Origin of the sequence: Enterobacter cloacae complex sp. 302F9, from assembly GCF_050030335.1 — a bacterium.
Lineage (GTDB): Bacteria > Pseudomonadota > Gammaproteobacteria > Enterobacterales > Enterobacteriaceae > Enterobacter > Enterobacter hormaechei_C.
Map to the genome: position 1 here is coordinate 2,765,693 of NZ_JBLGUC010000001.1, position 25,572 is coordinate 2,791,264.

The 25,572-nt window shown below is 56.6% G+C and carries 25 protein-coding genes; 10 read left to right on the forward strand and 15 right to left on the reverse strand.

All coding sequences use genetic code 11. The features are described 5' to 3' along the window. Positions 1-144 precede the first annotated feature (144 nt). The gene (gene purT / locus ACQG0T_RS13400) at positions 145-1,323 is read left to right on the forward strand and encodes a formate-dependent phosphoribosylglycinamide formyltransferase (RefSeq protein ID WP_015570285.1); all 1,179 of its coding nucleotides are present in this window, start codon (positions 145-147) and stop codon (positions 1,321-1,323) included. A 74-nt stretch (positions 1,324-1,397) separates the two neighbouring features. Here the strand turns inward: purT and kdgA are convergent, their stop codons facing one another. The 3 genes from kdgA to zwf form a co-directional block, all read right to left on the reverse strand. Next, the gene (gene kdgA / locus ACQG0T_RS13405) at positions 1,398-2,039 is read right to left on the reverse strand and encodes a bifunctional 4-hydroxy-2-oxoglutarate aldolase/2-dehydro-3-deoxy-phosphogluconate aldolase (RefSeq protein WP_003859774.1); all 642 of its coding nucleotides are present in this window, start codon (positions 2,037-2,039) and stop codon (positions 1,398-1,400) included. A 39-nt stretch (positions 2,040-2,078) separates the two neighbouring features. Beyond that, positions 2,079-3,890, reverse strand: coding sequence for a phosphogluconate dehydratase (edd, locus tag ACQG0T_RS13410; protein WP_015570284.1), 1,812 nt, complete (start codon positions 3,888-3,890; stop codon positions 2,079-2,081). A gap of 233 nt (positions 3,891-4,123) precedes the next feature. Beyond that, positions 4,124-5,599, reverse strand: coding sequence for a glucose-6-phosphate dehydrogenase (gene zwf / locus ACQG0T_RS13415; protein ID WP_003859771.1), 1,476 nt, complete (start codon positions 5,597-5,599; stop codon positions 4,124-4,126). Between the two features lie 356 nt (positions 5,600-5,955). On the opposite strand from zwf, the gene ACQG0T_RS13420 reads away from it, so the two are divergent. Beyond that, positions 5,956-6,825: a MurR/RpiR family transcriptional regulator gene (locus tag ACQG0T_RS13420; RefSeq protein ID WP_003859769.1), complete on the forward strand. Its 870-nt coding sequence runs from the start codon at positions 5,956-5,958 to the stop codon at positions 6,823-6,825. Between the two features lie 114 nt (positions 6,826-6,939). After that, on the forward strand, positions 6,940-8,382 hold the full coding sequence (gene pyk, locus ACQG0T_RS13425; protein WP_003859767.1) for a pyruvate kinase: 1,443 nt from the start codon (positions 6,940-6,942) through the stop codon (positions 8,380-8,382). 43 nt (positions 8,383-8,425) lie between these two features. On the opposite strand, the gene lpxM is transcribed toward pyk, so the two are convergent. The 3 genes from lpxM to znuA form a co-directional block, all read right to left on the reverse strand. Beyond that, positions 8,426-9,397, reverse strand: coding sequence for a lauroyl-Kdo(2)-lipid IV(A) myristoyltransferase (gene lpxM / locus ACQG0T_RS13430; RefSeq protein ID WP_015570283.1), 972 nt, complete (start codon positions 9,395-9,397; stop codon positions 8,426-8,428). 117 nt (positions 9,398-9,514) lie between these two features. Next, a complete protein-coding gene (mepM, locus tag ACQG0T_RS13435; protein ID WP_003859762.1) occupies positions 9,515-10,834 on the reverse strand; it encodes a murein DD-endopeptidase MepM in 1,320 nt (439 codons plus the stop codon). A 15-nt stretch (positions 10,835-10,849) separates the two neighbouring features. Next, entirely contained in the window at positions 10,850-11,794 is a 945-nt protein-coding gene (gene znuA, locus ACQG0T_RS13440) for a zinc ABC transporter substrate-binding protein ZnuA (protein WP_003859760.1), read from the reverse strand. Between the two features lie 77 nt (positions 11,795-11,871). Here znuA and znuC point away from each other — a divergent pair, with 77 nt between their 5' ends. Both znuC and znuB read left to right on the forward strand, forming a co-directional pair. After that, entirely contained in the window at positions 11,872-12,627 is a 756-nt protein-coding gene (znuC, locus tag ACQG0T_RS13445) for a zinc ABC transporter ATP-binding protein ZnuC (RefSeq protein ID WP_017384350.1), read from the forward strand. Then, positions 12,624-13,409 (forward strand): zinc ABC transporter permease subunit ZnuB, encoded by a 786-nt coding sequence (gene znuB / locus ACQG0T_RS13450; RefSeq protein WP_015570280.1) that lies wholly within the window; start codon positions 12,624-12,626, stop codon positions 13,407-13,409. Before znuC ends, znuB begins: the two co-directional genes overlap by 4 nt. A gap of 78 nt (positions 13,410-13,487) precedes the next feature. On the opposite strand, the gene ACQG0T_RS13455 is transcribed toward znuB, so the two are convergent. The 7 genes from ACQG0T_RS13455 to aspS form a co-directional block, all read right to left on the reverse strand. Further along, on the reverse strand, positions 13,488-14,645 hold the full coding sequence (locus ACQG0T_RS13455) for a DDE-type integrase/transposase/recombinase (RefSeq protein WP_023295456.1): 1,158 nt from the start codon (positions 14,643-14,645) through the stop codon (positions 13,488-13,490). 114 nt (positions 14,646-14,759) lie between these two features. Beyond that, complete coding sequence (gene ruvB / locus ACQG0T_RS13460; protein ID WP_108393987.1) at positions 14,760-15,770, reverse strand: Holliday junction branch migration DNA helicase RuvB; 1,011 nt, start codon at positions 15,768-15,770, stop codon at positions 14,760-14,762. Between the two features lie 8 nt (positions 15,771-15,778). Next, positions 15,779-16,393, reverse strand: coding sequence for a Holliday junction branch migration protein RuvA (gene ruvA, locus ACQG0T_RS13465; protein ID WP_003859751.1), 615 nt, complete (start codon positions 16,391-16,393; stop codon positions 15,779-15,781). 80 nt (positions 16,394-16,473) lie between these two features. Further along, the gene (gene ruvC / locus ACQG0T_RS13470) at positions 16,474-16,995 is read right to left on the reverse strand and encodes a crossover junction endodeoxyribonuclease RuvC (RefSeq protein ID WP_003859749.1); all 522 of its coding nucleotides are present in this window, start codon (positions 16,993-16,995) and stop codon (positions 16,474-16,476) included. A gap of 34 nt (positions 16,996-17,029) precedes the next feature. Continuing rightward, positions 17,030-17,770 (reverse strand): YebC/PmpR family DNA-binding transcriptional regulator, encoded by a 741-nt coding sequence (locus ACQG0T_RS13475; protein ID WP_003859747.1) that lies wholly within the window; start codon positions 17,768-17,770, stop codon positions 17,030-17,032. Between the two features lie 27 nt (positions 17,771-17,797). Next, a complete protein-coding gene (gene nudB / locus ACQG0T_RS13480; RefSeq protein WP_006811037.1) occupies positions 17,798-18,241 on the reverse strand; it encodes a dihydroneopterin triphosphate diphosphatase in 444 nt (147 codons plus the stop codon). A gap of 1 nt (position 18,242) precedes the next feature. Further along, positions 18,243-20,015, reverse strand: a complete 1,773-nt coding sequence (aspS, locus tag ACQG0T_RS13485) for an aspartate--tRNA ligase (protein ID WP_017384352.1) — start codon at positions 20,013-20,015, stop codon at positions 18,243-18,245. A gap of 262 nt (positions 20,016-20,277) precedes the next feature. On the opposite strand from aspS, the gene ACQG0T_RS13490 reads away from it, so the two are divergent. Genes ACQG0T_RS13490 through cmoB form a run of 5 tightly spaced genes read left to right on the forward strand, consistent with a single transcriptional unit; the run spans position 20,278 to position 23,858 of the window. After that, positions 20,278-20,844, forward strand: a complete 567-nt coding sequence (locus ACQG0T_RS13490; protein WP_015570278.1) for a hydrolase — start codon at positions 20,278-20,280, stop codon at positions 20,842-20,844. Beyond that, positions 20,841-21,659: a DUF72 domain-containing protein gene (locus ACQG0T_RS13495; RefSeq protein WP_271040313.1), complete on the forward strand. Its 819-nt coding sequence runs from the start codon at positions 20,841-20,843 to the stop codon at positions 21,657-21,659. The genes ACQG0T_RS13490 and ACQG0T_RS13495 overlap by 4 nt, the downstream gene beginning before the upstream one ends. Positions 21,660-21,710: 51 nt before the next feature. Then, a complete protein-coding gene (locus ACQG0T_RS13500) occupies positions 21,711-22,106 on the forward strand; it encodes an MAPEG family protein (RefSeq protein ID WP_003859737.1) in 396 nt (131 codons plus the stop codon). Positions 22,107-22,146: 40 nt separating this feature from the next. Next, a complete protein-coding gene (gene cmoA / locus ACQG0T_RS13505) occupies positions 22,147-22,890 on the forward strand; it encodes a carboxy-S-adenosyl-L-methionine synthase CmoA (RefSeq protein WP_003859735.1) in 744 nt (247 codons plus the stop codon). After that, a complete protein-coding gene (gene cmoB / locus ACQG0T_RS13510; protein ID WP_015570275.1) occupies positions 22,887-23,858 on the forward strand; it encodes a tRNA 5-methoxyuridine(34)/uridine 5-oxyacetic acid(34) synthase CmoB in 972 nt (323 codons plus the stop codon). Before cmoA ends, cmoB begins: the two co-directional genes overlap by 4 nt. 261 nt (positions 23,859-24,119) lie before the next feature. Here the strand turns inward: cmoB and cutC are convergent, their stop codons facing one another. Both cutC and ACQG0T_RS13520 read right to left on the reverse strand, forming a co-directional pair. Then, a complete protein-coding gene (cutC, locus tag ACQG0T_RS13515) occupies positions 24,120-24,863 on the reverse strand; it encodes a copper homeostasis protein CutC (protein WP_023294933.1) in 744 nt (247 codons plus the stop codon). 78 nt (positions 24,864-24,941) lie between these two features. Continuing rightward, complete coding sequence (locus ACQG0T_RS13520; protein WP_015570274.1) at positions 24,942-25,502, reverse strand: VOC family protein; 561 nt, start codon at positions 25,500-25,502, stop codon at positions 24,942-24,944. Positions 25,503-25,572: the final 70 nt, after the last annotated feature.

The window sequence follows — 25,572 nt, forward strand, 5'->3', positions numbered from 1 at the left end:
CTTCACAGCCTAAGCGAGCGGGTGTCAGGAAATGTCTGTCAGTACTAAAGAAGCGCAAATTTCCCTGCTGTCCGGTTATCCCCATACAAGACAGACGCAAACGTTTTCGTTTATACTGCCCGCATCTTTTTCAGGGGGATTTTTATGACTCGTTTAGGAACCGCGCTGCGTCCCGCCGCGACGCGCGTCATGCTGTTGGGATCGGGTGAACTGGGTAAAGAAGTGGCCATTGAATGCCAGCGTTTAGGTGTGGAAGTGATTGCGGTGGACCGTTACGCGAATGCGCCCGCCATGCACGTCGCGCATCGCTCGCACGTCATCGATATGCTTGACGGTAATGCGCTGCGGGGGTTAATTGCCGACGAAAAACCGGATTTCGTGGTACCTGAAATTGAGGCCATTGCCACTGAGATGTTGATTGCCCTTGAACAGGAAGGCCAGCGCGTGGTGCCCTGCGCCACTGCGGCAAAACTGACCATGAACCGGGAAGGCATTCGTCGCCTGGCGGCAGAAGAATTACAGCTCCCGACCTCCAGCTACCGTTTTGCCGGGGATAAAGCTGCGTTTCTCCAGGCCGTAGAGGAGATTGGCTACCCGTGCATCATTAAGCCGGTAATGAGCTCCTCCGGCAAAGGGCAGAGCTTTATCCGCGACAGCAGCACGCTGGACAACGCCTGGGACTATGCCCAGCAGGGCGGCCGTGCCGGGGCCGGGCGCGTCATCGTGGAAGGCGTGGTGAAGTTTGATTTTGAAATTACCCTGCTCACCGTCAGCGCCGTGGATGGCGTTTATTTCTGCGACCCGATTGGTCATCGGCAGGAAGACGGCGATTATCGCGAATCCTGGCAGCCGCAGCAGATGAGCGCGCTGGCGCTGGCACGCGCACAGGAGATCGCCCGCAAGACGGTGCTGGCGCTGGGCGGCTACGGCCTGTTCGGCGTGGAGTTGTTTGTTTGCGGCGACGAGGTGATCTTCAGCGAAGTCTCCCCTCGTCCGCACGATACCGGGATGGTTACGCTGATTTCACAGGATCTCTCCGAGTTCGCGCTGCATGTACGCGCTTTCCTCGGCCTGCCGGTTGGCGGCATCCGTCAGTACGGCCCGGCAGCCTCGGCGGTGATCCTGCCGCAGCTGACCAGCCAGAATGTCACCTTTGATAACGTCGAAGGTGCGGTTGGCGCAGGCTTGCAGGTCCGGCTGTTCGGCAAACCGGAGATCGACGGAAGCCGTCGTCTGGGCGTGGCATTAGCGACCGGGGAAAATGTGGACGAAGCCGTCGCGAGAGCAAAAAGAGCGGCTGCGAACGTCAGCGTAGCAGGATAAAAAAACGGGCCGAAAGGCCCGTTTTAACTGTCTGGCTGGCCGGGTTAGGCGCAGCCGCCACCCGGCAAACAAACTTACTGTTTCGCGCCTTCTACCGCTTCGCGAGCCAGTTTAGTGATGCGATCCCAGTCGCCTGCTTCCAGCGCATCCGCCGGAACCAGCCAGGAGCCGCCGATGCACAGCACGCTTTTCAGCGCCAGATAGTCACGGTAGTTGGCCGGAGAGATGCCGCCCGTTGGGCAGAAACGCACCTGGGAGAATGGGCCCGCAATGGCCTGCAACGCTTTGGTGCCGCCGTTCGCTTCAGCCGGGAAGAATTTGAACTCTTTCAGGCCGTAGTCCATGCCCAGCATCAGTTCAGAAACGGTGCTGATACCCGGGATCAGCGGAATAGAACCTTCGGTTGCGGCTTTCAGCAGGGGCTCAGTCAGCCCCGGGCTGATGGCAAACTGTGCGCCCGCTTCGGTCACTTCCGCCAGCTGCTGCGCATTCAGAACCGTACCGGCACCAATGATCGCTTCCGGCACTTCTTTGGCGATAGCACGGATCGCATCCATCGCACAGGCGGTACGCAGGGTCACTTCCAGAACGCGAACGCCACCCGCAACCAGTGCCTTCGCCATTGGGACAGCGTGCTCCAGTTTGTTTACCACAATAACCGGCACGACAGGGCCAGTGGTCAGGATTGCTTCTGCACTTGTTTTCCAGTTTTTCATCAGAGTTTTCTCTCGCCAGATCGTTAAAATCAAGTCGTCTTAAAACGTAATACAGGTTGCGCCCTGCTCCGCACCGGAGAGTTTCTCACGCAACGCACCAAACATTTCGCGTCCGGTACCCACGCGTGACGCGCTCAGGTCAGGAATATGTGGCTGACGCGCCGCCAGCTCTGCTTCATCCACCAGCAGGGTTAACTCGCCTGTCTGACCGTTAACGCGGATCATGTCACCATCACGCACTTTCGCCAGCAGGCCGCCGTCGTAGGCTTCCGGGGTGACATGAATCGCTGAAGGCACTTTACCGGATGCCCCTGAAAGGCGTCCATCGGTTACCAGTGCAATTTTGAAACGGCGGTCCAATAATACACCAAGCGGCGGCATAAGTTTATGTAATTCTGGCATCCCGTTCGCTTTTGGTCCCTGATGACGCACCACGACCACACAGTCTTTATCAAGCAGACCCGCGTCAAAGGCAGGTAAAACGTCGTGCTGGCTTTCAAACACCACCGCCGGGGCTTCGATAACCTGATTCTCTTCCGGCACGGCAGAGGTTTTCATCACGGCACGTCCAAGGTTACCGCTCAGCACTTTGGTGCCGCCGTGAGGAGAGAACGGCTGTTCGAAGGTTGCGATAACCTGAGGATCGAGCGAGTCGCTCGCCCCTTCGCGCCAGTCCAGCTCACCGTTGTTCAGCCAGGGTTCAAGGGTATAGCGATGCAGGCCAAAGCCCGCCACCGTGTTGACATCCTCATGCAGCAGGCCGCCTTTCAGCAGCTCGCGCATCAGCACCGGCACGCCGCCCGCGGCCTGGAAGTGGTTGATGTCCGCCGGACCGTTCGGGTACAGACGCGCCATCAGCGGTACCACGGAGGAGATATCGGAGAAGTCATCCCAGTTGATCAGAATGCCCGCCGCGCGCGCCATCGCGACAAGGTGCATGGTATGGTTGGTTGAACCGCCGGTCGCCAACAGGGCGACAATCCCGTTTACGATGACTTTTTCATCCACCATTTTGCCCATTGGCATCCACTCGTTGCCGTTACCGGTCAGGCGCGTCACCTGACGGGCTGCGGCTTCGGTCAGCGCTTTACGCAGTGGCGCATCTGGCTGAATGAACGACGAGCCCGGCAGCTGCATCCCCATAAACTCCACCACCATCTGGTTGGTGTTGGCCGTACCGTAGAACGTACAGGTGCCCGGCGCATGATAGGACGCGGCTTCCGCTTCCAGCAGCGCCTGACGGTCCGCTTTTCCTTCGGCGTACAGCTGGCGGATACGGACTTTTTCCTTGTTTGGCAGACCGCTAGCCATCGGGCCTGACGGCACAAAAATCGCTGGCAGATGGCCAAACGACAGCGCGGCCATCACCAGCCCCGGGACGATTTTGTCGCACACGCCCAGATAGAGCGCGCCATCAAACATATTGTGAGAGAGGCCCACTGCCGCTGACATGGCGATCACTTCGCGGCTCAGCAGGGACAGCTCCATACCGTCCTGGCCCTGGGTTACGCCATCACACATGGCCGGCACGCCGCCTGCAACCTGGCCCACCGCGTTCACGCTGTGCAGCGCATTGCGGATGATAGACGGGTAGACCTCATACGGCTGGTGGGCTGAAAGCATGTCGTTATAGGAGGTAATGATGGCGATATTGTTACGCAACATGCTTTTCAGCGCGTCTTTATCACCAGGCTGGCAGGCCGCAAAGCCGTGGGCCAGATTCCCGCAGGCCAGCTGAGAGCGATGGACAGTTTCACTCTTCGCCTGTTCGATGCGGGCAAGGTAGGCAGCACGGGTCTCTTTCGAGCGTTCAACGATGCGCTGTGTTACGCGTAACAATGTCGGATTCATAAAAGCTCCTCTAATTTATCTGTCCAGGCTCGGGAGTTTACACAGTTTCTGACGGTTGTTAACAACGCTGAAACGCCTGTTATCCGGAGCGCAGGGGCAAAATGTCTGAAGGGAGTGTAATAAAAAAAGCTCCGCGGGTGAATCCACGCGGAGCTTAAAAGATAAAAATTATGCCACTTGCTGTGTTAGATCATGTTACCGGTAAAATAACACCTTTGGGCTAGAGAGGGGGGTTATTCAAACTCGTTCCAGGAGCGGCCATCCCGGGTGATCATCGCAACGGAGGCGACAGGTCCCCATGTTCCCGCCTGATACGGTTTTGGCGCGTCCTGATCGGCTGCCCACGCTTCAGTGATGGAGTCGACCCACTTCCACGCCTCTTCCACTTCATCGCGGCGGACGAACAGCGCCTGGATACCACGCATGGTTTCCAGCAGCAGACGCTCGTAAGCATCGGCGAGATGCGTCTGGTTGAAGGTTTCAGAGTAGCTCAGGTCCAGCTTGGTAGTTTGCAGGTTGTGTTTGTGATCAAGGCCTGGCACTTTGTTGAGGATCTGAATATCCACACCCTCGTCCGGTTGCAGACGGATGGTCAGTTTGTTCTGCGGCAGTTCCTGCCAGGATTCTTTGAACAGGTTCAGTTCCGGATTTTTGAAGTAGACCACCACTTCGGAGCATTTTGCCGGCAGACGTTTACCGGTACGCAGGTAGAACGGCACACCGGCCCAGCGCCAGTCGTCGATATCCACGCGGATCGCCACAAACGTCTCGGTGTTGCTGGACTTGTTCGCGCCCTCTTCTTCCAGATAGCCAGGAACTTTTTTCCCCTGGGCAAAACCTGCGGTGTACTGGCCGCGCACGGTTTTCTCACGTACGTTGGAGCGGTCAATACGGCGCAGTGATTTCAGTACTTTCACTTTGGCGTCACGAATGCTGTCGGCCGTCAGATCTGACGGTGGAGACATGGCAATCATGCACAGAATTTGCAGCAGATGGTTCTGGATCATGTCCCGCATCTGGCCGGCCTGGTCGAAGTAGCCCCAACGGCCTTCGATGCCCACCTCTTCCGCCACGGTAATTTCCACGTGGTCGATAGTGCGGTTGTCCCAGTTGTTCACAAACAGGGAGTTGGCAAAACGCAGCGCCAGCAGGTTCAATACCGTCTCTTTGCCCAGATAGTGGTCAATACGGTAAACCTGACACTCCTCAAAGAACTCGCCCACCTGGTCGTTGATTTCACGCGAGGTCGCCAGCGACGTACCCAGCGGTTTCTCCATCACCACGCGCGCCGGTTTGGCGTTCAGCTTCGCTTCGCCCAGACCTTTGCAGATGGCGCCGAAGGTGCTTGGGGGCATGGCGAAATAGTTAATAGTGACACGATTTTCCTGGTCAAGCATTTCACCCAGACGGGTAAAGGCGCCTACATCGTTGACGTCCAGGTTGCAGAAATCGAGACGCCCGCTCAGCTTATCCCAAAGGCTTTCATCGATTTTCTCTTTCATGAACGTTTCGAGCGCCTCGCGCACGACTTTGGTATAAGCCTCCTTATCCCAGTCTGCGCGCCCTACCCCAAGGATCCGGGTATCGGGATGGATCTGGCCCGCTTTTTCGAGCTGATACAGGGAAGGCAGCAATTTTCGGCGTGCAAGATCGCCTTTCGCGCCGAAAATGACCAGGTCACATGCCTGGGCTGTTTGCGTTACCGCCATGTCATTCTCCTCAGTTAGATCGCCTGGTACTCTGCCAGGTATCGTTGTAATTTTATTACAATGCACTGTACTGCTTTTACGCGTTTCCTGAAACCATTAGCGCTTAACGTCGCGTGCGATACGGTGATTTTTCGTCGCCCGGGCCATTACGCCCGTCTGATGACGCAACAAACGTCGATTCTTTGCGCAACAGGGTCAGAGCAAAACCCGACGTCGATCAAGTAATGAAAAAAAACAACAACATTTCTTGTCGACGATTACCCTTTCGGGAGTCCCGGGGGTAATATCGGCTAAATCGAATCAAGATTTCATCTCTTTATGAAATCGTTTATGCCCTCATGAGCGTCTTGTTAACAATGAACATGCTGGAAAAAATCCAGTTTCAACTGGAACACCTTAGCAAATCCGAGCGCAAAGTGGCTGAAGTTATTCTCGCCGCGCCCGCTCAGGCGATTCATTCAAGCATCGCCGCTCTGGCACAGGAATCGGGCGTCAGCGAACCGACGGTCAATCGATTCTGTCGTAGTCTGGACACGCGCGGCTTTCCTGATTTTAAACTGCATCTGGCCCAAAGTCTGGCAAACGGCACCCCGTATGTTAATCGCAATGTAGATGAAGACGACAGCGTTGATGCTTACACCGCAAAAATATTTGAATCGGCTATGGCCACGCTCGACCACGTTCGCCAGTCTCTGGACATGAGTTCAGTGAATCGCGCGGTCGATCTTCTCACGCAGGCCAAACGGATTGCCTTCTTTGGCCTTGGCTCGTCCGCCGCCGTGGCGCATGACGCCATGAATAAGTTCTTTCGCTTTAACGTGCCGGTGATTTACTCCGATGACATTGTGCTGCAACGCATGAGCTGTATGAATTGTAGTGAAGATGATGTCGTGGTACTCATCTCCCATACGGGCCGCACCAAGAGCCAGGTGGAGCTGGCGCAGCTCGCGCGTGACAACGATGCGATGGTCATCGCCCTGACGACGGCAGGTACGCCGCTGGCCCGGGAAGCGACGCTCGCCATTACCCTGGACGTACCGGAGGACACCGACATGTACATGCCGATGGTCTCCCGCCTGGCGCAGTTGACGGTCATCGACGTGCTGGCGACCGGTTTTACCTTACGCCGGGGCGCAAAATTCCGGGATAACTTGAAGCGGGTCAAGGAAGCCCTGAAAGAATCGCGTTTTGATAAAGAATTGCTTATAAAGAGCGATGTTCCCTAATAACTACGATGTACGATTTACGGCATTCGGTCCCCTCGCTACTGCCTTGCGATAGATGAAGGCCGATTCTATGTTCACGCAACACCAAAGTTGTTTCAGTCAACGGAGTATTACATGTCCAGAAGGCTTCGCAGAACCAAGATCGTCACCACCTTAGGCCCGGCCACCGACCGCGATAATAACCTCGAAAAGATTATCGCCGCGGGTGCCAACGTGGTGCGCATGAACTTCTCTCACGGTACGCCAGAAGACCATAAATTACGTGCCGACAAAGTGCGTGAAATCGCAGCTAAACTGGGCCGCCATGTTGCTATCCTCGGTGACCTGCAAGGTCCAAAAATCCGCGTATCGACCTTTAAAGAAGGCAAAGTCTTCCTCAACATCGGCGATAAATTCCTGCTGGATGCCAACCTGAGTAAAGGCGAAGGCGATAAGGAAAAAGTGGGTATCGACTACAAAGGTCTGCCTGCTGACGTTGTGCCTGGCGACATCCTGCTGCTGGACGACGGACGCGTACAGCTGAAAGTGCTGGAAGTTCAGGGTATGAAGGTATTCACCGAAGTGACCGTCGGCGGCCCGCTCTCCAACAACAAAGGCATCAACAAACTCGGCGGTGGCCTGTCTGCCGAAGCGCTGACCGATAAAGACAAAGCGGATATCGTGACCGCAGCGCAGATCGGCGTGGATTATCTGGCCGTCTCCTTCCCGCGCTGCGGCGAAGATCTGAACTATGCTCGCCGCCTGGCGCGCGATGCAGGCTGCGATGCGAAAATCGTTGCGAAAGTGGAACGCGCTGAAGCGGTCTGCGATCAGGACGCGATGGACGACGTGATCCTGGCGTCTGACGTGGTGATGGTTGCCCGTGGTGACCTGGGCGTGGAAATTGGCGACCCTGAACTGGTCGGTATCCAGAAAGCGCTGATCCGTCGCGCGCGTCAGCTGAACCGCGCGGTGATCACCGCCACCCAGATGATGGAATCCATGATCACCAACCCAATGCCAACCCGTGCGGAAGTCATGGACGTGGCGAACGCCGTGCTGGATGGTACCGATGCGGTGATGCTGTCAGCGGAAACCGCGGCAGGTCAGTATCCGGCAGAAACCGTGGCCGCCATGGCGCGCGTGTGCCTGGGTGCAGAGAAGATCCCAAGCATTAACGTCTCTAAACATCGTCTGGACATTCAGTTCGACAACGTGGAAGAAGCGATTGCGATGTCTGCGATGTACGCAGCCAACCACCTGAAAGGGGTCACGGCGATCATCACCATGACCGAATCTGGCCGTACCGCGCTAATGACGTCCCGTATCAGCTCCGGTCTGCCGATCTTCGCCATGTCCCGTCACGAGCGTACGCTGAACCTGACGGCGCTGTATCGCGGCGTGACGCCAGTATACTTCGACAGCACCAACGACGGCGTGGCCGCCGCGCACGATGCCGTGAACCTGCTGCGCGACAAAGGTTATCTGGTATCCGGTGATATCGTTATCGTGACGCAGGGTGACGTGATGAGCACCATCGGCTCAACCAATACCACCCGCGTACTGACCGTAGAGTAAGCTCCAATCCCCTCTCCCCTAAGGGGAGAGGGGTGAAGGTTTCCTATTTCTTCGGGAAAAGCTCTTTACGCTTGTACGGCTCTGTTTCGCCAGGTTTGCGCGTTTTGAGCAGCTTCAGGATCCACGTATATTGCTCCTTATGCGGCCCCACCAGCACCTCCACCTCTTCATTCATGCGACGTGCGATGGTGTGATCGTCTGCGGTCAGCAGATCGTCCATCGGCGGACGTACCTCAATGCTCAGGCGATGCGTTTTACCGTCATAAACCGGGAACAGTGGGATCACGCGAGCGCGGCAGACTTTCATCAGGCGACCAATCGCGGGTAGCGTGGCTTTATAGGTTGCGAAGAAATCGACAAACTCGCTGTGTTCCGGGCCGTGGTCCTGATCGGGCAGATAGTAGCCCCAGTAACCCTGACGTACCGACTGAATGAAAGGCTTAATGCCATCGTTTCGGGCGTGCAAACGCCCGCCAAAGCGACGGCGCACGGTATTCCAGACGAAGTCGTAGATTTTGTTTCCCTGATTATGGAACATCGCCGCCATTTTCTGGCCCTGCGACGCCATTAACATCGCCGGAATGTCTACCCCCCAGCCGTGCGGCACCAGGAAAATCACCTTTTCATCATTGCGACGCATCTCGTCGATGATCTCCAGCCCTTTCCAGTCAACGCGTTCGACGATCTTCTCCGGCCCTTTCAGCGCCAGTTCCGCCATCATCGCCATGGCCTGTGGCGCGGTGGTATACATGTCATCAATGATTGCTTCGCGTTCGGCGTCGCTTTTATCCGGAAAACAGTACAACAGATTTATTTGCGCGCGGCGGCGTGCGCTTTTACCTAAGCGCCCTGCCAGGCGCCCCACTTTGCCGAGCACCGGATCGCGGAGGGAAGCAGGTAGCAACGCCATGCCAGCAAACGCGTATACGCCAAGCCAGGCGCCCCAGTTACGCGGGTGGCGAAAAGATTTTTCAAACTCGGGAATGTACTCAATATTGTTTTTTTTGGTTTCCATGCGGGTTCCAGGGTCTGGTGACGCAAAAATATATGCGGATAGTGTAGCGAGGCTGCCGCCCGCGCACAAAAGAAAAAGCCGGCGCATACTGACGCCGGCTTTTTAAATCAGGAGAGCTTAGTCGAAGCGCAGCTGCGGCATCACCTCTTTCACCTGCGCCAGGTAATCTTTGCGATCTTTGCCGGTCAGCCCTTCGGTGCGCGGCAGTTTTGCCGTCAGCGGGTTAACCGCCTGCTGGTTGATCCACACTTCGTAGTGCAGGTGCGGCCCCGTCGACCGGCCGGTGTTACCGGACAGCGCGATGCGATCGCCACGTTTCACTTTCTGGCCCGGTTTGACCAGCAGTTTACGCAAGTGCATGTAGCGGGTGGTGTACGTACGACCGTGACGAATAGCAACGTAGTAGCCAGCAGCACCGCTGCGTTTCGCCATGACCACTTCACCATCCCCTACCGCCAGCACTGGCGTGCCCTGCGGCATGGCGAAGTCAACGCCACGGTGCGGCGCTACGCGGCCAGTTACCGGGTTCAGACGACGCGGGTTGAAGTTGGAGGAGACGCGGAACTGTTTCGCCGTTGGGAAACGCAGGAAGCCTTTTGCCAGACCCGTACCGCTGCGGTCATAGAACTTACCGTCTTCCGCGCGAATAGCGTAGTAGTCTTTGCCGTCTGAACGCAGACGAACGCCCACCAGCTGGCTCTGCTCGCGCTTACCATCCAGCATTTCGCGGGACATCAGGACAGAGAACTGATCGCCTTTTTTCAGTTTGCGGAAATCCATCTGCCACTGCATGGCTTTGATCACCGAGCTGATTTCAGCGCTGGTCAGGCCGGCATCGCGTGCGCTGGAAACAAAGCTGCCGCCGACGGTTCCTTTCATGACGCTGTTAACCCAGTCGCCCTGCTGCAATTCGCTGGTCATTTTGAAACCGTTTGCAGTGCGATCGTAGGTGCGGGTTTCGCGACGGGACATCTCCCAGGTCAGACGTTGCAGATCGCCGTCGGGCGTTAGGGTCCAGGAAAGCTGCTGACCAATTTTCAGGTTACGCAGCTCTTTATCGGATGCGGCGAGCTGGCTGATGTTGCCCATGTCGATACCGTACTGGTTCAGGACGCTGCTCAGCGTATCGCCAGTAGAAACAACATATTCATGAATGCCAGCTTCATTCTGGATCTTGTCATCCAGCTCATCCTGGGGAATCGCTTCATCTTCCTGAGCGGCCTGATCGATAGGCTCGCTGGCCTCAGGCAGCAGAGAGCGGATCTCGCTCTTCTCCAGTTCGATGGTTTTGATGATGGGGGCGGAACTCGGGTGGTAAACATAGGGCCGCCAGACGGCGACCGCTAACGTGAGAACTGTAAGCGACCCCAGCATAACGCGGTGGGGTCGAGGCAGATTGTTAAATGCCAGGGCGACAGAGCGGGCTATCTGTTGCACGTATTCACTTCCTCGTTAATCTCCTTTCAGGCAGCTCGCATACTGATTTGCCAGTTGGCTGAGGAACTGCGAATAGCTCGCTTTGCTCAACTGGATGTTCGTACCTAGCGGGTCAAGGGTTCCCATGCGCACGGATGTTCCCCTGGCCACGGCTTCTACGACCGCTGGCCTGAACTGTGGCTCAGCAAAAACGCATGTCGCTTTTTGCTCAACCAACTGTGTTCTGATTTCATGTAAACGCTGCGCACCAGGCTGAATTTCAGGGTTGACGGTAAAATGCCCCAGCGGGGTCAGACCGTAATGTTTCTCGTAATACCCGTAGGCATCATGAAAAACGAAGTACCCTTTTCCTTTAAGCGGTGCGAGCTCGTTACCCACCTGTTTGTCGGTTGCGGCTAATTGAGCCTCAAAATCCTTCAGGTTGGCGTCGAGTTTGATTCGACTTTGCGGCATAAGTTCCACTAATTTGTCGTGGATTGCAACCGCTGTAAGCCGCGCTATCTCTGGGGAGAGCCAGAGATGCATGTTGTATTCGCCGTGATGGTGATGGTCGTCACCTTTTTCGCCGTGAGCATGGTCGTGGTCGTGTTCGTCACCCTCGTCCTCAGCGCCTTTCATGAGTAACGGTTTCACGCCGGACAGCCCGGCAATCGTCACCTGTTTCTCAGCGGGAAGCTGTCTGGCTGACTTCTGCATGAACGCTTCCATCTCAGGACCAATCCAGACGACTAAGTCCGCGTTCTGTAAGCGTTTTACATCAGATGGACGCAGGGAATAATCATGCTCGGAAGCACCATCAGGCAGCAGAACCTGGGTCTCAGTGACCCCATCCGCGATGGCAGAGGCGATAAACCCAAGCGGTTTAAGCGAAGCGACAACGGCGGCGTTAACATCTTGTGCTGTTGTACCCCAAAGAGCAGCGGATAAAGCTGCGAAAAGAAGCGTATTTTTCTGTAACATAATGCGACTAATCATCGTAATGAATGCGTGGAATGTGATATTATAACATTCGATGACTTCTGCAAGCTTAAATTGACATGACGACTTTAGTTTCTCTTGAAAATGTTTCGGTCTCATTCGGCCAGCGCCGCGTCCTTTCTGACGTGTCGCTGAATCTGAAGCCCGGCAAAATACTCACGCTGCTCGGTCCTAACGGTGCAGGCAAGTCGACGCTGGTACGCGTCGTATTAGGCCTGGTAGCCCCTGACGCAGGTGTTATCGTCCGCCAAGACAAGTTGCGTATCGGCTATGTGCCGCAAAAATTACACCTCGATGCCACCCTGCCCCTGACGGTGAGCCGCTTCCTGCGCCTCCGTCCCGGTACGCGTAAAGCGGATATCCTCCCGGCGCTGAAACGCGTTCAGGCGGGACATCTTGTTGAGGCGCCCTTGCAAAAGCTGTCGGGCGGTGAAACCCAGCGCGTATTACTTGCCCGCGCCCTGCTCAGCAGCCCTCAGCTGCTGGTCCTGGACGAGCCGACGCAGGGTGTTGACGTTAACGGTCAGGTTGCGCTGTACGATCTGATTGACCAGCTCCGTCGGGAGCTAAACTGCGCGGTGCTGATGGTGTCCCATGATCTGCATCTGGTGATGGCCAAAACCGACGAAGTGCTGTGCCTGAACCATCACATTTGTTGTTCCGGCACGCCGGAAGTGGTGTCAATGCATCCGGAATTTATCTCTATGTTTGGCCATCGTGGCGCCGAGCAGCTGGGCATCTATCGTCATAATCACAATCACCGCCATGATTTACAGGGACGAATCGTCCTGCGTCGGGGAAATGGACACTCATGATTGAACTGTTACTGCCCGGCTGGCTGGCCGGGATTATGCTTGCCTGCGCCGCGGGTCCACTCGGCTCGTTTGTCGTCTGGCGCAGAATGTCCTATTTCGGCGATACGCTGGCCCATGCTTCATTGCTGGGTGTGGCGTTTGGTTTGTTACTGGACGTGAACCCGTTTTATGCGGTGATTGTCGTCACGCTGCTGCTGGCTGCCGGTCTGGTCTGGCTGGAAAAACGCCCTCATCTGGCAATTGATACCCTGCTCGGCATTATGGCGCACAGCGCCCTGTCGCTGGGCCTGGTGGTAGTGAGCCTGATGTCAAACATCCGCGTGGACCTGATGGCCTATCTGTTCGGCGATCTGCTGGCCGTCACGCCCGAAGATCTGATTTCTATTGCCATTGGCGTGGCAGTGGTGCTCGGGATCCTGCTGTGGCAGTGGCGAAATTTACTGGCTATGACCGTCAGCCCGGATCTGGCCTTTGTCGACGGCGTGAAGCTTCAGCGCGTGAAGCTGCTATTGATGCTGGTGACGGCGTTAACCATCGGCGTGGCGATGAAGTTTGTCGGCGCGCTGATCATCACGTCGCTGCTGATAATCCCTGCCGCCACGGCGCGCCGTTTTGCGCGTACGCCGGAGCAAATGGCCGGTATCGCGGTGATTATCGGAATGATCGCGGTCACGGGCGGGTTAACTTTCTCGGCGTTTTATGACACGCCAGCGGGGCCGTCGGTGGTATTGTGCGCGGCGGTGTTGTTTATTTTCAGTATGATGAAAAAGACCGCGCAGTAGTCAGCATGTCCCCGGTGGCGCTTCTGTATGACCGGATACATAGGTGACAGATCAGACCGGGAACATAGGTAACACTTTTCAGTCTATCCGAAGCACACTCTGGGTTTTTCGGTCGTAGTACGCAAGCGTTATTCCGTTAAAGATGATGGCCTCCAGGCCATCATCCTGTTCTTCCAGCATGATGTACTCATCAGTCAGCGCTTCACTCAGGAACACCGTCCCCTTTTTACCCATATAGAGTGTCCCCCTTGATTTCACCCTGTAGACCGTACCGCCTTCCGGATAAGCATATTCAGGAACCCTGCCATCCCAGTGCCGGCCTGAGGGCTGCCAGACCGTTCCGGGCGTTGCACCCGCCAGGGCTTCATGCGGCCTTTCGTAGTTAAACTCTTCCCGGTAGTCACTGAACCACCGCTGTTGTTCTTCCATCGTCATAAAGGTGTTGCCCTGTTTTACTGCACTTTTCAGCGAACGATGCATTCGCTCATGACGGCCGTTTTCTTCCGGATGCCCCTTTCTGATTCGTTCCGGTCTGATGCCCAGCTTTATCAGCCAGACGGCAAGGCGACTTAACCCGGCGATACCTGTTCCTGCGAAAGGCTGACCATTATCCGTTCTCAGGACTTCCGGCAGACCGTACTCCAGGAACGCATCCGTCAGGCACTGCCTGACGAAGGGCTCGCTCTCCCGGTCCGTTCCCCGGCAGCTTAGAAGATACCGGCTGTGATTGTCGGTCAGGGTGAAGGGATGACAGTATTTCCGGCTCAGCAGCCTGAACTTGCCTTTAAAATCAGCGCTCCAGACCTGATTGTTCTCACTGATGATGGTCAGGGGCTGGCGATTGCCCGGGGTTCTGCGTTTTCGCTTTTTATCGGGAACCAGGCCTTCACGCTTGAGGATATCGCCGATAGTGCTGGCAGCAGGGACGGTAAAATCGACGTGATGATTGAGCAGCCACATCCGCAGTTTTTTGGGGCCCCAGTCAGGGTGTTTCTGCCTCAGGGCCGTAAGCTGCCCGGCGATATCATCAGGAACGGTCCGGGAGTGGGAGTGCGGAGCACGCGACCGGTCAGAGAGAGATGACAGGTCAGAGGGGTCAAAACGCTGAAGCCATTTGTAACCGGTTTTTCGGCTGATGCCGAAAAGACGGCAGAGGGCTGAAAAAGAATCCGTACCTGCATGGCAGGCACGGATAAAATCAAGGCGTTGCATAGGTCGGGTCTCAGTCCAGGGCATAGCGAGTCTCCTCTTCTATGCCAGTTATAACTGTTACCCATGTATCCGGTCTAAAGTGTTACCCATGTTTCCGGTTCATACCCTTCGCTTACCGGGGCTACCATTTATCGCTGCTTACGGCATCGCGGGCGGCGTAATACCGAAATGATTCCACGCCCGCACCGTCGCCATACGACCACGTGGGGTACGCTGTAAGAAGCCCTGCTGGATCAGATACGGCTCCAGCACGTCCTCGATAGTCTCACGCTCTTCGCCAATTGCCGCCGCCAGGTTATCCAGCCCTACTGGCCCGCCAAAGAACTTATCCAGCACCGCCAGCAGCAGCTTACGGTCCATGTAGTCAAAACCTTCGGCATCGACATTCAGCATATCCAGCGCCTGGGCGGCGATCTCGGCCGATATAGTGCCGTCGTGCTTCACCTCGGCAAAGTCACGCACCCGGCGCAGCAGGCGGTTGGCGATACGCGGCGTACCGCGGGAGCGCTTCGCCACTTCAAACGCCCCCTCTGCGCTCATATCCAGCCCCATGTAGCGCGCGCTGCGCCCTACAATATGCTGAAGGTCGGGCACCTGATAAAACTCCAGACGCTGCACGATACCAAACCGGTCGCGTAGTGGAGAGGTCAGCGAGCCGGCGCGGGTCGTGGCGCCAATCAGGGTAAACGGTGGCAGATCGATTTTGATCGAGCGCGCGGCCGGGCCTTCACCGATCATGATATCCAGTTGGTAATCCTCCATTGCCGGATAGAGCACTTCCTCCACCACCGGTGAAAGACGGTGGATCTCATCGATAAACAGCACGTCATGCGGTTCGAGGTTGGTCAGCATCGCCGCCAGGTCCCCTGCTTTCTCCAGTACCGGGCCGGAGGTGGTACGCAGGTTAACGCCCATTTCATTGGCGACGATATTCGCCAGGGTGGTTTTACCTAACCCCGGCGGCCCAAAAATCAGCAGGTGATCGAGCGCATCGCCGCGCAGCTTTGCCGCCTGGATGAAAATCTCCATCTGAGAACGAACCTGCGGCTGGCCGATGTACTCATCCAGCAGTTTGGGACGGATCGCGCGATCCACCACGTCATCTGGCTGAATAGTGCCTGCCGATACCAGGCGGTCTGCTTCAATCATCCTTTACCTCACAATGCAGCGCGCAGCGCTTCACGAATCAGAGTTTCACTGCTGGCATCCGGTTTAGCAATTTTGCTTACCATCCGGCTGGCCTCCTGAGGTTTATAGCCCAGCGCCACCAGCGCGGCAACCGCTTCCTGCTCGGCATCATCATCCGATGCAGGCGCGCCCGGGGAAGTCAGCACCAGATCGGCTGCCGGCGTGAACAGATCGCCATGCAGACCTTTGAAACGGTCCTTCATCTCGACAATCAGGCGCTCGGCGGTTTTCTTCCCGATGCCAGGAAGTTTAATTAACGCAGCCGGATCTTCACGCTCAACGGCGTTCACAAACTGTGGCGCTGACATACCGGACAGAATCGCCAGGGCCAGCTTCGGCCCGACGCCGTTGGTTTTAATCAATTCGCGGAACAGGGTGCGTTCCTGTTTGTTATTGAAGCCGTACAGCAGCTGAGCGTCTTCACGCACCACAAACTGGGTAAAGACAACCGCCTCTTTGCCCGCCTCCGGCAGTTCGTAGAAGCAGGTCATCGGCATATGGACTTCATAGCCCACGCCACCCACTTCCAGCAGTACTAAAGGGGGTTGTTTTTCAATGATGATGCCTCTGAGTCTGCCTATCACGTGACGCTCCTGCGTTCTGGAAGAAATTAACTGCCGACATAATAAAAAAAGGCTGGATAAACATCCAGCCTGATTTGTCATTATCGTAACCTGCCTCGCGCCAGATTGAGCCGCGACTCGCTCATTTGCATCGCATTCTGGCTGACGTGACAGTGGGTAATCGCAATGGCCAGCGCATCCGCGGCGTCGGCCTGCGGGTTCGCAGGGAGCTTCAGCAGGGTACGCACCATGTGCTGCACCTGGCTTTTCTCCGCGCTACCAATGCCCACCACCGTCTGCTTAACCTGACGGGCCGCGTACTCAAACACTGGCAGATCCTGGTTCACGGCGGCAACAATCGCCACGCCGCGCGCCTGACCGAGCTTTAACGCCGAGTCAGCGTTTTTCGCCATAAAGACCTGCTCGATGGCGAAATAGTCCGGCTGGAACTGGGTGATGATCTCCGACACGCCCGCATAGATGAGCTTCAGGCGCGACGGCAGATCGTCCACTTTGGTGCGAATACAGCCGCTGCCGAGGTAGGTTAGCTGGCGTCCCACCTGACGGATAACGCCATAGCCGGTGACGCGTGAGCCGGGGTCAATCCCGAGAATAATCGACATCACGCGTCTCCCGTAAACGGTTTACAGGCTCTCATCAGAGAGTCGCTGCAACCTCATCAGAGATTTCACCGTTGTGATACACTTCCTGCACGTCGTCGCAGTCTTCGAGCATGTCGATCAGACGCAGCAGTTTCGGTGCGGTTTCCGCATCCATGTCCGCTTTGGTAGACGGGATCATGGAGACTTCAGCGTTATCCGCCTTCAGGCCAGCCGCTTCCAGCGCATCGCGCACGGCACCCATCTCTTCCCATGCGGTGTAAACATCAATAGCGCCGTCGTCGTAGGTCACCACGTCTTCCGCACCGGCTTCCAGCGCCGCTTCCATGATCGCATCTTCGTCGCCTTTCTCGAAGGAGATGACGCCTTTTTTGCTGAACAGGTACGCTACAGAACCGTCAGTGCCCAGGTTACCACCGGTTTTGGTGAACGCGTGACGCACTTCCGCAACGGTACGGTTACGGTTGTCGGACAGACACTCAACCATCACCGCCGTACCGCCAGGACCGTAACCTTCATAAATGATGGTTTCCATGTTCGCGTCTTCATCACCGCCCACGCCACGTGCGATGGCACGGTTCAGGGTGTCACGCGTCATGTTGTTGGACAGGGCTTTATCCACCGCTGCGCGCAGACGTGGGTTAGAAGCCGGATCGCCGCCGCCCAGACGCGCCGCTGTCACCAGCTCACGAATGATTTTGGTAAAGATTTTACCGCGTTTGGCATCCTGTGCCGCTTTGCGGTGTTTGGTGTTGGCCCACTTACTGTGACCTGCCATAAAAAGTTCTCCAAAAATCGCGCCTTCTCAGGCAGCGTTAATTACAAATTCTTCAATCGCCTGCCGGTTGCTCCACGACTTGGTCAGTGCGGCGGCATCCGCCGCATTCACCCAGCGGTAGGTCAGGTGTTCCGTGAACACGATCTCCCGCTCATGGGGAAGCGCAAGGCAGAACCACGATTCCGTATTGCGCTCAATGCCCGGTGCATAGCGATGACGTAAATGGCTAAAAATTTCAAACTCCACCGTGCGCTGACAGTCCTTCAGGGTCAGTTGCTCGCGAGCAACGTCAATGGCGACCTCTTCCTTTACTTCACGCGCGGCGGCCTGCGGCGCGGTCTCCCCCTCTTCCAGGCTGCCGGTAACCGACTGCCAGAAATCCGGATCGTCGCGCCGCTGCAACATCAGCACCCGCTTCGTGTCTTCTGCATAAATGACCACCAGAACCGAAACGGGACGCTTATATGCCATATCAGTTTTTCTCTTCCTTCTTCACCACCTCAATGCCCAGCTCAGCCAGCGCGGCCGGGTTGGCAAAGCTTGGCGCTTCAGTCATCAGACACGCCGCTGCGGTGGTTTTCGGGAAGGCGATCACATCACGGATGTTGTCGGTGCCGGTCAGCAGCATGGTCAGACGGTCAAGACCGAAGGCCAGACCCGCGTGCGGAGGGGTACCGTACTTCAGGGCGTCCAGCAGGAAGCCAAACTTCTCGCGCTGCTCCTGCTCGTTAATGCCCAGAATGCCGAACACGGTCTGCTGCATTTCACCGCTGTGAATACGCACGGAACCGCCGCCCACTTCGTAGCCGTTGATGACCATATCGTAGGCGTTTGCCACCGCGTCTTCCGGCGCCGCTTTCAGCTCTGCCGCCGTCATCTCTTTTGGCGAGGTGAACGGGTGGTGCATCGCGGTCAGGCCGCCTTCACCGTCATCTTCAAACATCGGGAAGTCGATCACCCACAGCGGCGCCCATTTGCTTTCGTCGGTCAGGTTCAGATCTTTGCCAAGCTTCAGACGCAGCGCGCCCATCGCATCCGCAACCACTTTCTTGTTGTCTGCACCGAAGAAGATCATGTCGCCGTCCTGCGCGCCGGTGCGCTCAAGGATCGCTTCCACGATGTCCGCATTCAGGAATTTCGCCACCGGGCTGGTGATGCCTTCCAGACCTTTTGCACGCTCGGTTACTTTAATATAGGCCAGACCTTTCGCGCCGTAGATCTTGATGAAGTTGCCGTAGTCGTCAATCTGCTTACGGCTCAGGGCAGCACCGCCCGGAACGCGCAGGGCAGCCACGCGGCCTTTCGGATCGTTAGCCGGGCCAGCAAAGACCGCGAACTCAACGGCTTTCACCAGGTCTGCCACGTCCACCAGCTCCATCGGGTTACGCAGGTCTGGTTTGTCGGAACCGTAGCGACGCTCGGCTTCCGCGAAGGTCATGACAGGGAAATCGCCCAGCTCAACGCCTTTCACGTCGTTCCACAGGCTACGCACCAGGGCTTCCATCACCTCACGCACCTGCTCAGCGGTCATGAAGGAGGTTTCCACATCGATCTGGGTAAATTCTGGCTGACGGTCAGCGCGCAGGTCTTCGTCGCGGAAGCATTTCACGATCTGATAGTAGCGATCGAAGCCGGACATCATCAGCAGCTGTTTGAAAAGCTGTGGTGACTGCGGCAGCGCGTAGAATTTGCCTTTATGGACGCGGGATGGCACCAGGTAGTCGCGCGCGCCTTCCGGCGTGGCTTTGGTCAGCATCGGGGTTTCGATATCAAGGAAACCGTGGTCATCCATAAAACGGCGCACCAGGCTGGTGATTTTCGCACGGGTTTTCAGGCGCTGAGCCATTTCCGGACGACGCAGATCCAGGTAGCGGTATTTCAGACGCGCTTCTTCGGTGTTGACGTGGTTGGAGTCCAGCGGCAACGCTTCCGCGCGGTTGATGATCGTCAGATCGGACGCCAGCACTTCGATAGCGCCGGTCGCCATGTCGGCGTTGACGTTTTTCTCGTCACGCGCACGCACGGTGCCCGTCACCTGAATGCAGAACTCATTGCGCAGCTCAGAAGCCAGCTTCAACGCATCAGCGCGATCCGGATCGAAGAACACCTGAACGATACCTTCGCGGTCACGCATATCAATAAAGATAAGGCTACCAAGATCGCGACGACGATTGACCCAACCACACAGGGTGACCTGCTGCCCGACGTGGGACTGACGCAGCTGCCCGCAATATTCTGTACGCATGAGATATCCCTTAATTAGCCGCAGGCTGATTGTCGCCTGTCTCGCAGGCTACGATGTCGCAGCTTTCTGTATGTCACAACTGGATGAAAAAAGGCGGCTATTATACTGGAAATTCTGCCGCACGATAAGAGCGAAGCACGGCCTGACGCGCGTTTGCTGAACTCTTATTGCCTATTCTCACAAAAATTAACAAAATTATCCGACCGATAACAGGCCATCACGTCGTAAGGTGTAGAAAAGCAATCATTTGACGGGAGTGACGATGTTTACACTTGATGCCACCAAAACCGCCCTTGTGGTCATTGATTTACAGGAAGGCATTCTGCCTTTTGCCGGTGGTCCGCACACCGCTGACGATGTGGTCAGCCGCGCTGCGCGCCTGGCAGAAAAATGCCGCGCCAGCGGCTCGCCTGTTGTTATGGTGCGCGTCGGCTGGTCCGCTGATTTCGCCGAAGCGTTAAAACAGCCGGTTGATGCCAAGGCCCCGGCGCAGGCGCTGCCGGACAACTGGTGGACATATCCTGTCTCGCTCGGTAAACGCGACAGCGATATAGAAGTCACCAAACGCCAGTGGGGCGCATTCTACGGCACCGACCTGGAGCTCCAGCTGCGCCGTCGCGGGATCGACACTATTATTCTGTGCGGGATCTCCACCAACATCGGTGTGGAATCCACCGCCCGTAACGCCTGGGAGCTGGGCTTTAACCTGGTGATCGCGGAAGATGCGTGCAGCGCAGCCTCTGCGGATCAGCACCAGGGCAGCATGACCCATATCTTCCCGCGTATCGGTCGCGTGCGCAGCACGGATGAGATCCTCAGCGCGCTATGATGTACGTGGGCCTGCCCCAGTGGTCGCACCCGAAATGGGTGCGCGTGGGTATTACCAGCCTTGAAGAGTATGCCCGACACTTTAACTGCGTGGAGGGCAATACCACGCTGTACGCTCTGCCCCGCGCGGAGATCGTCGAACGCTGGCGCGAGCAAACCAGCGACGACTTCCGCTTTTGCTTTAAATTCCCGGCGACCATCTCCCACAACGCCGCGCTGCGCAACTGCGATGATTTAACCCACGAGTTTTTCACCCGGATGTCGCCTCTGGCCAACCGTATTGGCCAGTACTGGCTCCAGCTTCCCGCCACGTTTGGCCCGCGCGACCTGCCTGCCCTCTGGCAGTTTCTCGACGCCCTGCCGCATGGCTTCACCTACGGCGTAGAAGTAAGGCATCCGGAATTCTTTGCCAAGGGCGACGCGGAGAAAGCGCTCAATCGCGGCCTGCATGAACGATCGGTCAACCGCGTGATCCTCGACAGCCGCCCCGTACATAGCGCAATCCCGCACAGCGAAGCCGTTGTTGATGCCCAGCGCAAAAAACCTAAAGTGCCCGTCCACGCGATCGTAACGGCACAGAACCCGATGGTCCGGTTTATCGGCAGCGATAACATGCAGCAAAATGAGGAGATGTTCGCCGTCTGGCTGCAAACGCTGGCGAAATGGGAGCACACCACCACGCCGTACCTTTTTTTACATACGCCGGATATCGCACAGGCGCCTGAACTGGTCGATGCTCTCTGGCAGGCCTTGCAGCAGGCAGTTCCGTCGGTTGGCCCCGCGCCGTCCATCCCACAACAATCTTCTCTTTTCTGAAATCACCCCCTATCATAGAGACGTGCCATCTGCCAAAAACAGGGAGTTAGTATGGTCAGCGCGCTGTATGCGGTGTTAGGTGCATTACTGCTGATTAAGTTTTCATTTGATGTTGTGCGCCTGAGAATGCAGTACCGCGTCTCGTACGGTGACGGGGGATTTTCTGAGCTACAAAGCGCAATCCGCATTCACGGCAACGCGGTCGAGTACATTCCCGTCGCGTTAATTTTGCTGCTGTTAATGGAGATGGATGGCGCAGAAACCTGGATGGTGCACGTCTGTGGGCTACTGCTGATAGCAGGGCGTTTGATGCATTATTATGGTTTTCACCACCGCCTGATCCGCTGGCGTCGTTCCGGCATGAGCGCGACCTGGTGCTCGCTTTTGCTGATGGTGCTGGCTAACCTTTGGTATATGCCGTGGGAGTTGGTTTTCTCCTTCCATTAGCGCACAATATGCCCCTTTATTTTTCCCGGATTTTTACGTTATGTCAGATCGCGACACGCTTTTTTCCGCGCCTATCGCCAGCCTGGGCGACTGGACCTTTGATGAACGGGTAGCCGAAGTCTTCCCGGATATGATCCAGCGCTCTGTTCCCGGTTATTCCAATATTATCTCCATGATCGGCATGCTGGCGGAGCGTTTTGTTCAACCCGGCACGCAGGTCTATGACCTGGGCTGTTCGCTGGGAGCGGCAACGCTGTCCATTCGTCGTAACGTTCATCACGAAGGCTGCAAGATTGTAGCTGTCGATAACTCACCGGCCATGGTTGAACGCTGCCGTCGCCACATTGACGCGTATAAAGCCCCTACGCCTGTGGAGGTGGTAGAAGGCGATATCCGCGATATCGACATCCAGAACGCCTCGATGGTGGTTCTGAACTTTACCCTTCAGTTCCTGGTGCCGGACGATCGTCAGCGGTTGCTGGATAAAATTTATCAGGGCCTGAACCCGGGCGGCGCGCTGGTGTTGTCTGAGAAATTCAGCTTTGAAGACGCCAGCGTGGGCGAACTGCTGTTCAACATGCACCATGATTTCAAGCGTGCAAATGGCTACAGCGAGCTGGAGATCAGCCAGAAGCGCAGCATGCTTGAAAACGTCATGCTGACGGATTCCGTAGAAACCCACAAAGCGCGCCTGCGCAAAGCCGGATTTGAACACAGCGAACTGTGGTTCCAGTGCTTTAACTTTGGTTCTCTGGTGGCGCTTAAAGCCGGAGACGCAGCATGATCGAGTTCGGTAATTTCTATCAGCTGATTGCCAAAAACCACCTTTCCCACTGGCTGGAAACCCTGCCTGCGCAAATTGCCACCTGGCAGCGCGATCAGCAGCATGGTCTGTTGAAGCAGTGGTCCAACGCCGTGGAGTTTCTGCCTGAACTGACGCCTCATCGTCTGGATTTGCTGCACAGCGTGACGGCGGAGAGCGAAGAGCCGCTCCCGGCCGGGCAGATCAACCGCATCGAAACGCTGATGCGTAACCTGATGCCGTGGCGCAAAGGGCCGTTCTCGCTGTACGGTGTAAATATCAACACCGAGTGGCGCTCTGACTGGAAGTGGGATCGCGTTCTGCCGCATTTATCCGACCTGACCGGGCGCACCATTCTGGACGTGGGCTGCGGTAGCGGCTATCACATGTGGCGCATGATCGGCGCAGGCGCGCATCTGGCCGTCGGTATCGATCCGATGCAGCTGTTCCTGTGCCAGTTTGAAGCGGTGCGTAAGCTGCTGGGTAACGACCAGCGTGCGCACCTGCTGCCGCTGGGTATCGAGCAACTCCCTGCCTTGAAAGCGTTTGATACCGTTTTCTCGATGGGCGTGCTGTACCACCGTCGTTCCCCGCTGGAGCATCTCTGGCAGTTGAAAGATCAGCTGGTCAGCGGCGGCGAACTGGTGCTGGAAACGCTGGTCATCGAAGGCGATGAACATGCCGTTCTGGTGCCGGGCGATCGCTATGCGCAGATGCGCAACGTTTACTTCATCCCTTCCGCGCTGGCGCTGAAGAACTGGCTGGAGAAATGTGGATTTGTCGATGTACGCATCGCCGATGTGTGCGTGACGTCGGTTGAGGAACAGCGCCGCACCGACTGGATGATCACCGAATCACTGGAGCAATTCCTCGACCCGGACGATCACAGTAAAACCATAGAAGGCTATCCGGCCCCGATGCGTGCGGTATTGATTGCGACCAAGCCGTAGCCTTTAGCCGGGTGGCGGCTGCGCCTTACCCGGCCTACGCGTCGCACGTTTTCTCCAAAATAGTTCAAGTTGCAGCAAGGCGGCAACGCAGCGAATCCCCGGGAGCTTACATCAGTAAGTGACCGGGGTGAGCGAGGCGGCCAACGCGGCTGCGGCTTGAAATATGAAGGAGAAAAAAAGGCCCCTGTTGAAGTTGCAGGGGCCTGGTACAAGCAAGCATCATATTGGGCGACATGATGCGCGGTAAAAATCGGTACGTTGCTACACGTGATGACGTTCAATCAACGATTTCATTACCGCAACCGACTCTCCATCCACACCGTAGCGTGAGTACTCATCCGCTTCAGCATCCGTCGACATTGACAACCCTGTATTGCGATAACGCATGGGTGAAGGTATCCATTTACCCGCCGAGCTGTGCAGCTCTTCCACCCCTGCGTTTAAAAACAGTTCCAGATTGCTGGCGCGTACTCCTGCGCCCGCCATGATTATTGGAACACCGGAATATGCTTTTAGTTCCGTAATTAATTTCAGTCCTTTTTCAGCCGAGGACTGCTGGCCCGACGTCAGAACGCGCGCCACGCCCAGTTCTGCCAGCGTATCAAAGGCTTGTATCGGATCCTGACACATATCGAACGCACGATGAAAAGTGACCGCCATCCCCCGGGCGGCGCGCATGACCTGACGCATACGCGGAAGATCGATGTTGCCGTCTTCGTCCAGCATACCGATCACCAGCCCCGGAAAACCGGAATCACGGACGAGGGCGATATCCTCAAGCATGGCACTGAACTCACCCGCCGTATAACAAAAATCACCGCCGCGCGGGCGAATAATCGGGTGCACCGGAATAGTGATGGCCTGACGGGCTGATTTCAGCACGCCAAAGGACGGGGTTAATCCTCCTTCTTTCGGTGCCGCGCAAAGCTCGATGCGATCGGCCCCCTGCCGTTGCGCAGTGACGGCACACTCCACGCTGTAACAACAAATTTCCAGCAGCGCCATGTCATCCTCCTTAAATTTCACTCAACGTACCATCGTGGCACGTTGCCCGATTGGTGTCTGGATCGACGCTCACAATGCTTACGCTTCGCTGGCGACGATCTGCTCGATAGTCCAGGGATGGAATTTCACCGTCACGTTGCCGTCCGTTACGGCAAGCGTAGGGTTCGGTAAGCGTTCGCGCTCCCCTTTTGGCGAGCTGGTTTTGACGAAAATACCCGGCTGGCTTAACCCCTCGTCGGAAAGCAGCGCCAGCGCACGGGCGTTCAGCGTCTCGGGCTCCCCAGGCAGAACAATTTCGATATGCTCCCAGCCTTCGTGCGGATAACGCTTCTCTCCTGGCCAGGGCAGTTCCACAACGGTGAATTGCCAGTGCGCCACCGTTACCGGCGCGTGAAGTTTGAACAGGCAGATCGGGCGACCGTTAATGATATTCTCCGACAGCAGTTCTCCGCACTGCTCAAAGCCACGCCGCCAGCGTTCGGCGGTGGCATTCTGGTGGCAGCGCAAAGAGATGTGATCGGCCTCAAGCGGCGCGATATCCAGCCCGAGACGGGTGGCAAGTTCTGTGAACGCCTGAGTGAAGCGCGGTAAATCTGCGGAAATATCATGCAGTTCGTCAATGGTATGCCAGTTCGCCATAGGTCAGTCTCGTTTCGTGTCGCAAAGCCGCTAATTTACTCTGTTGCCCTCTGTCGACCAACCGCAGAAT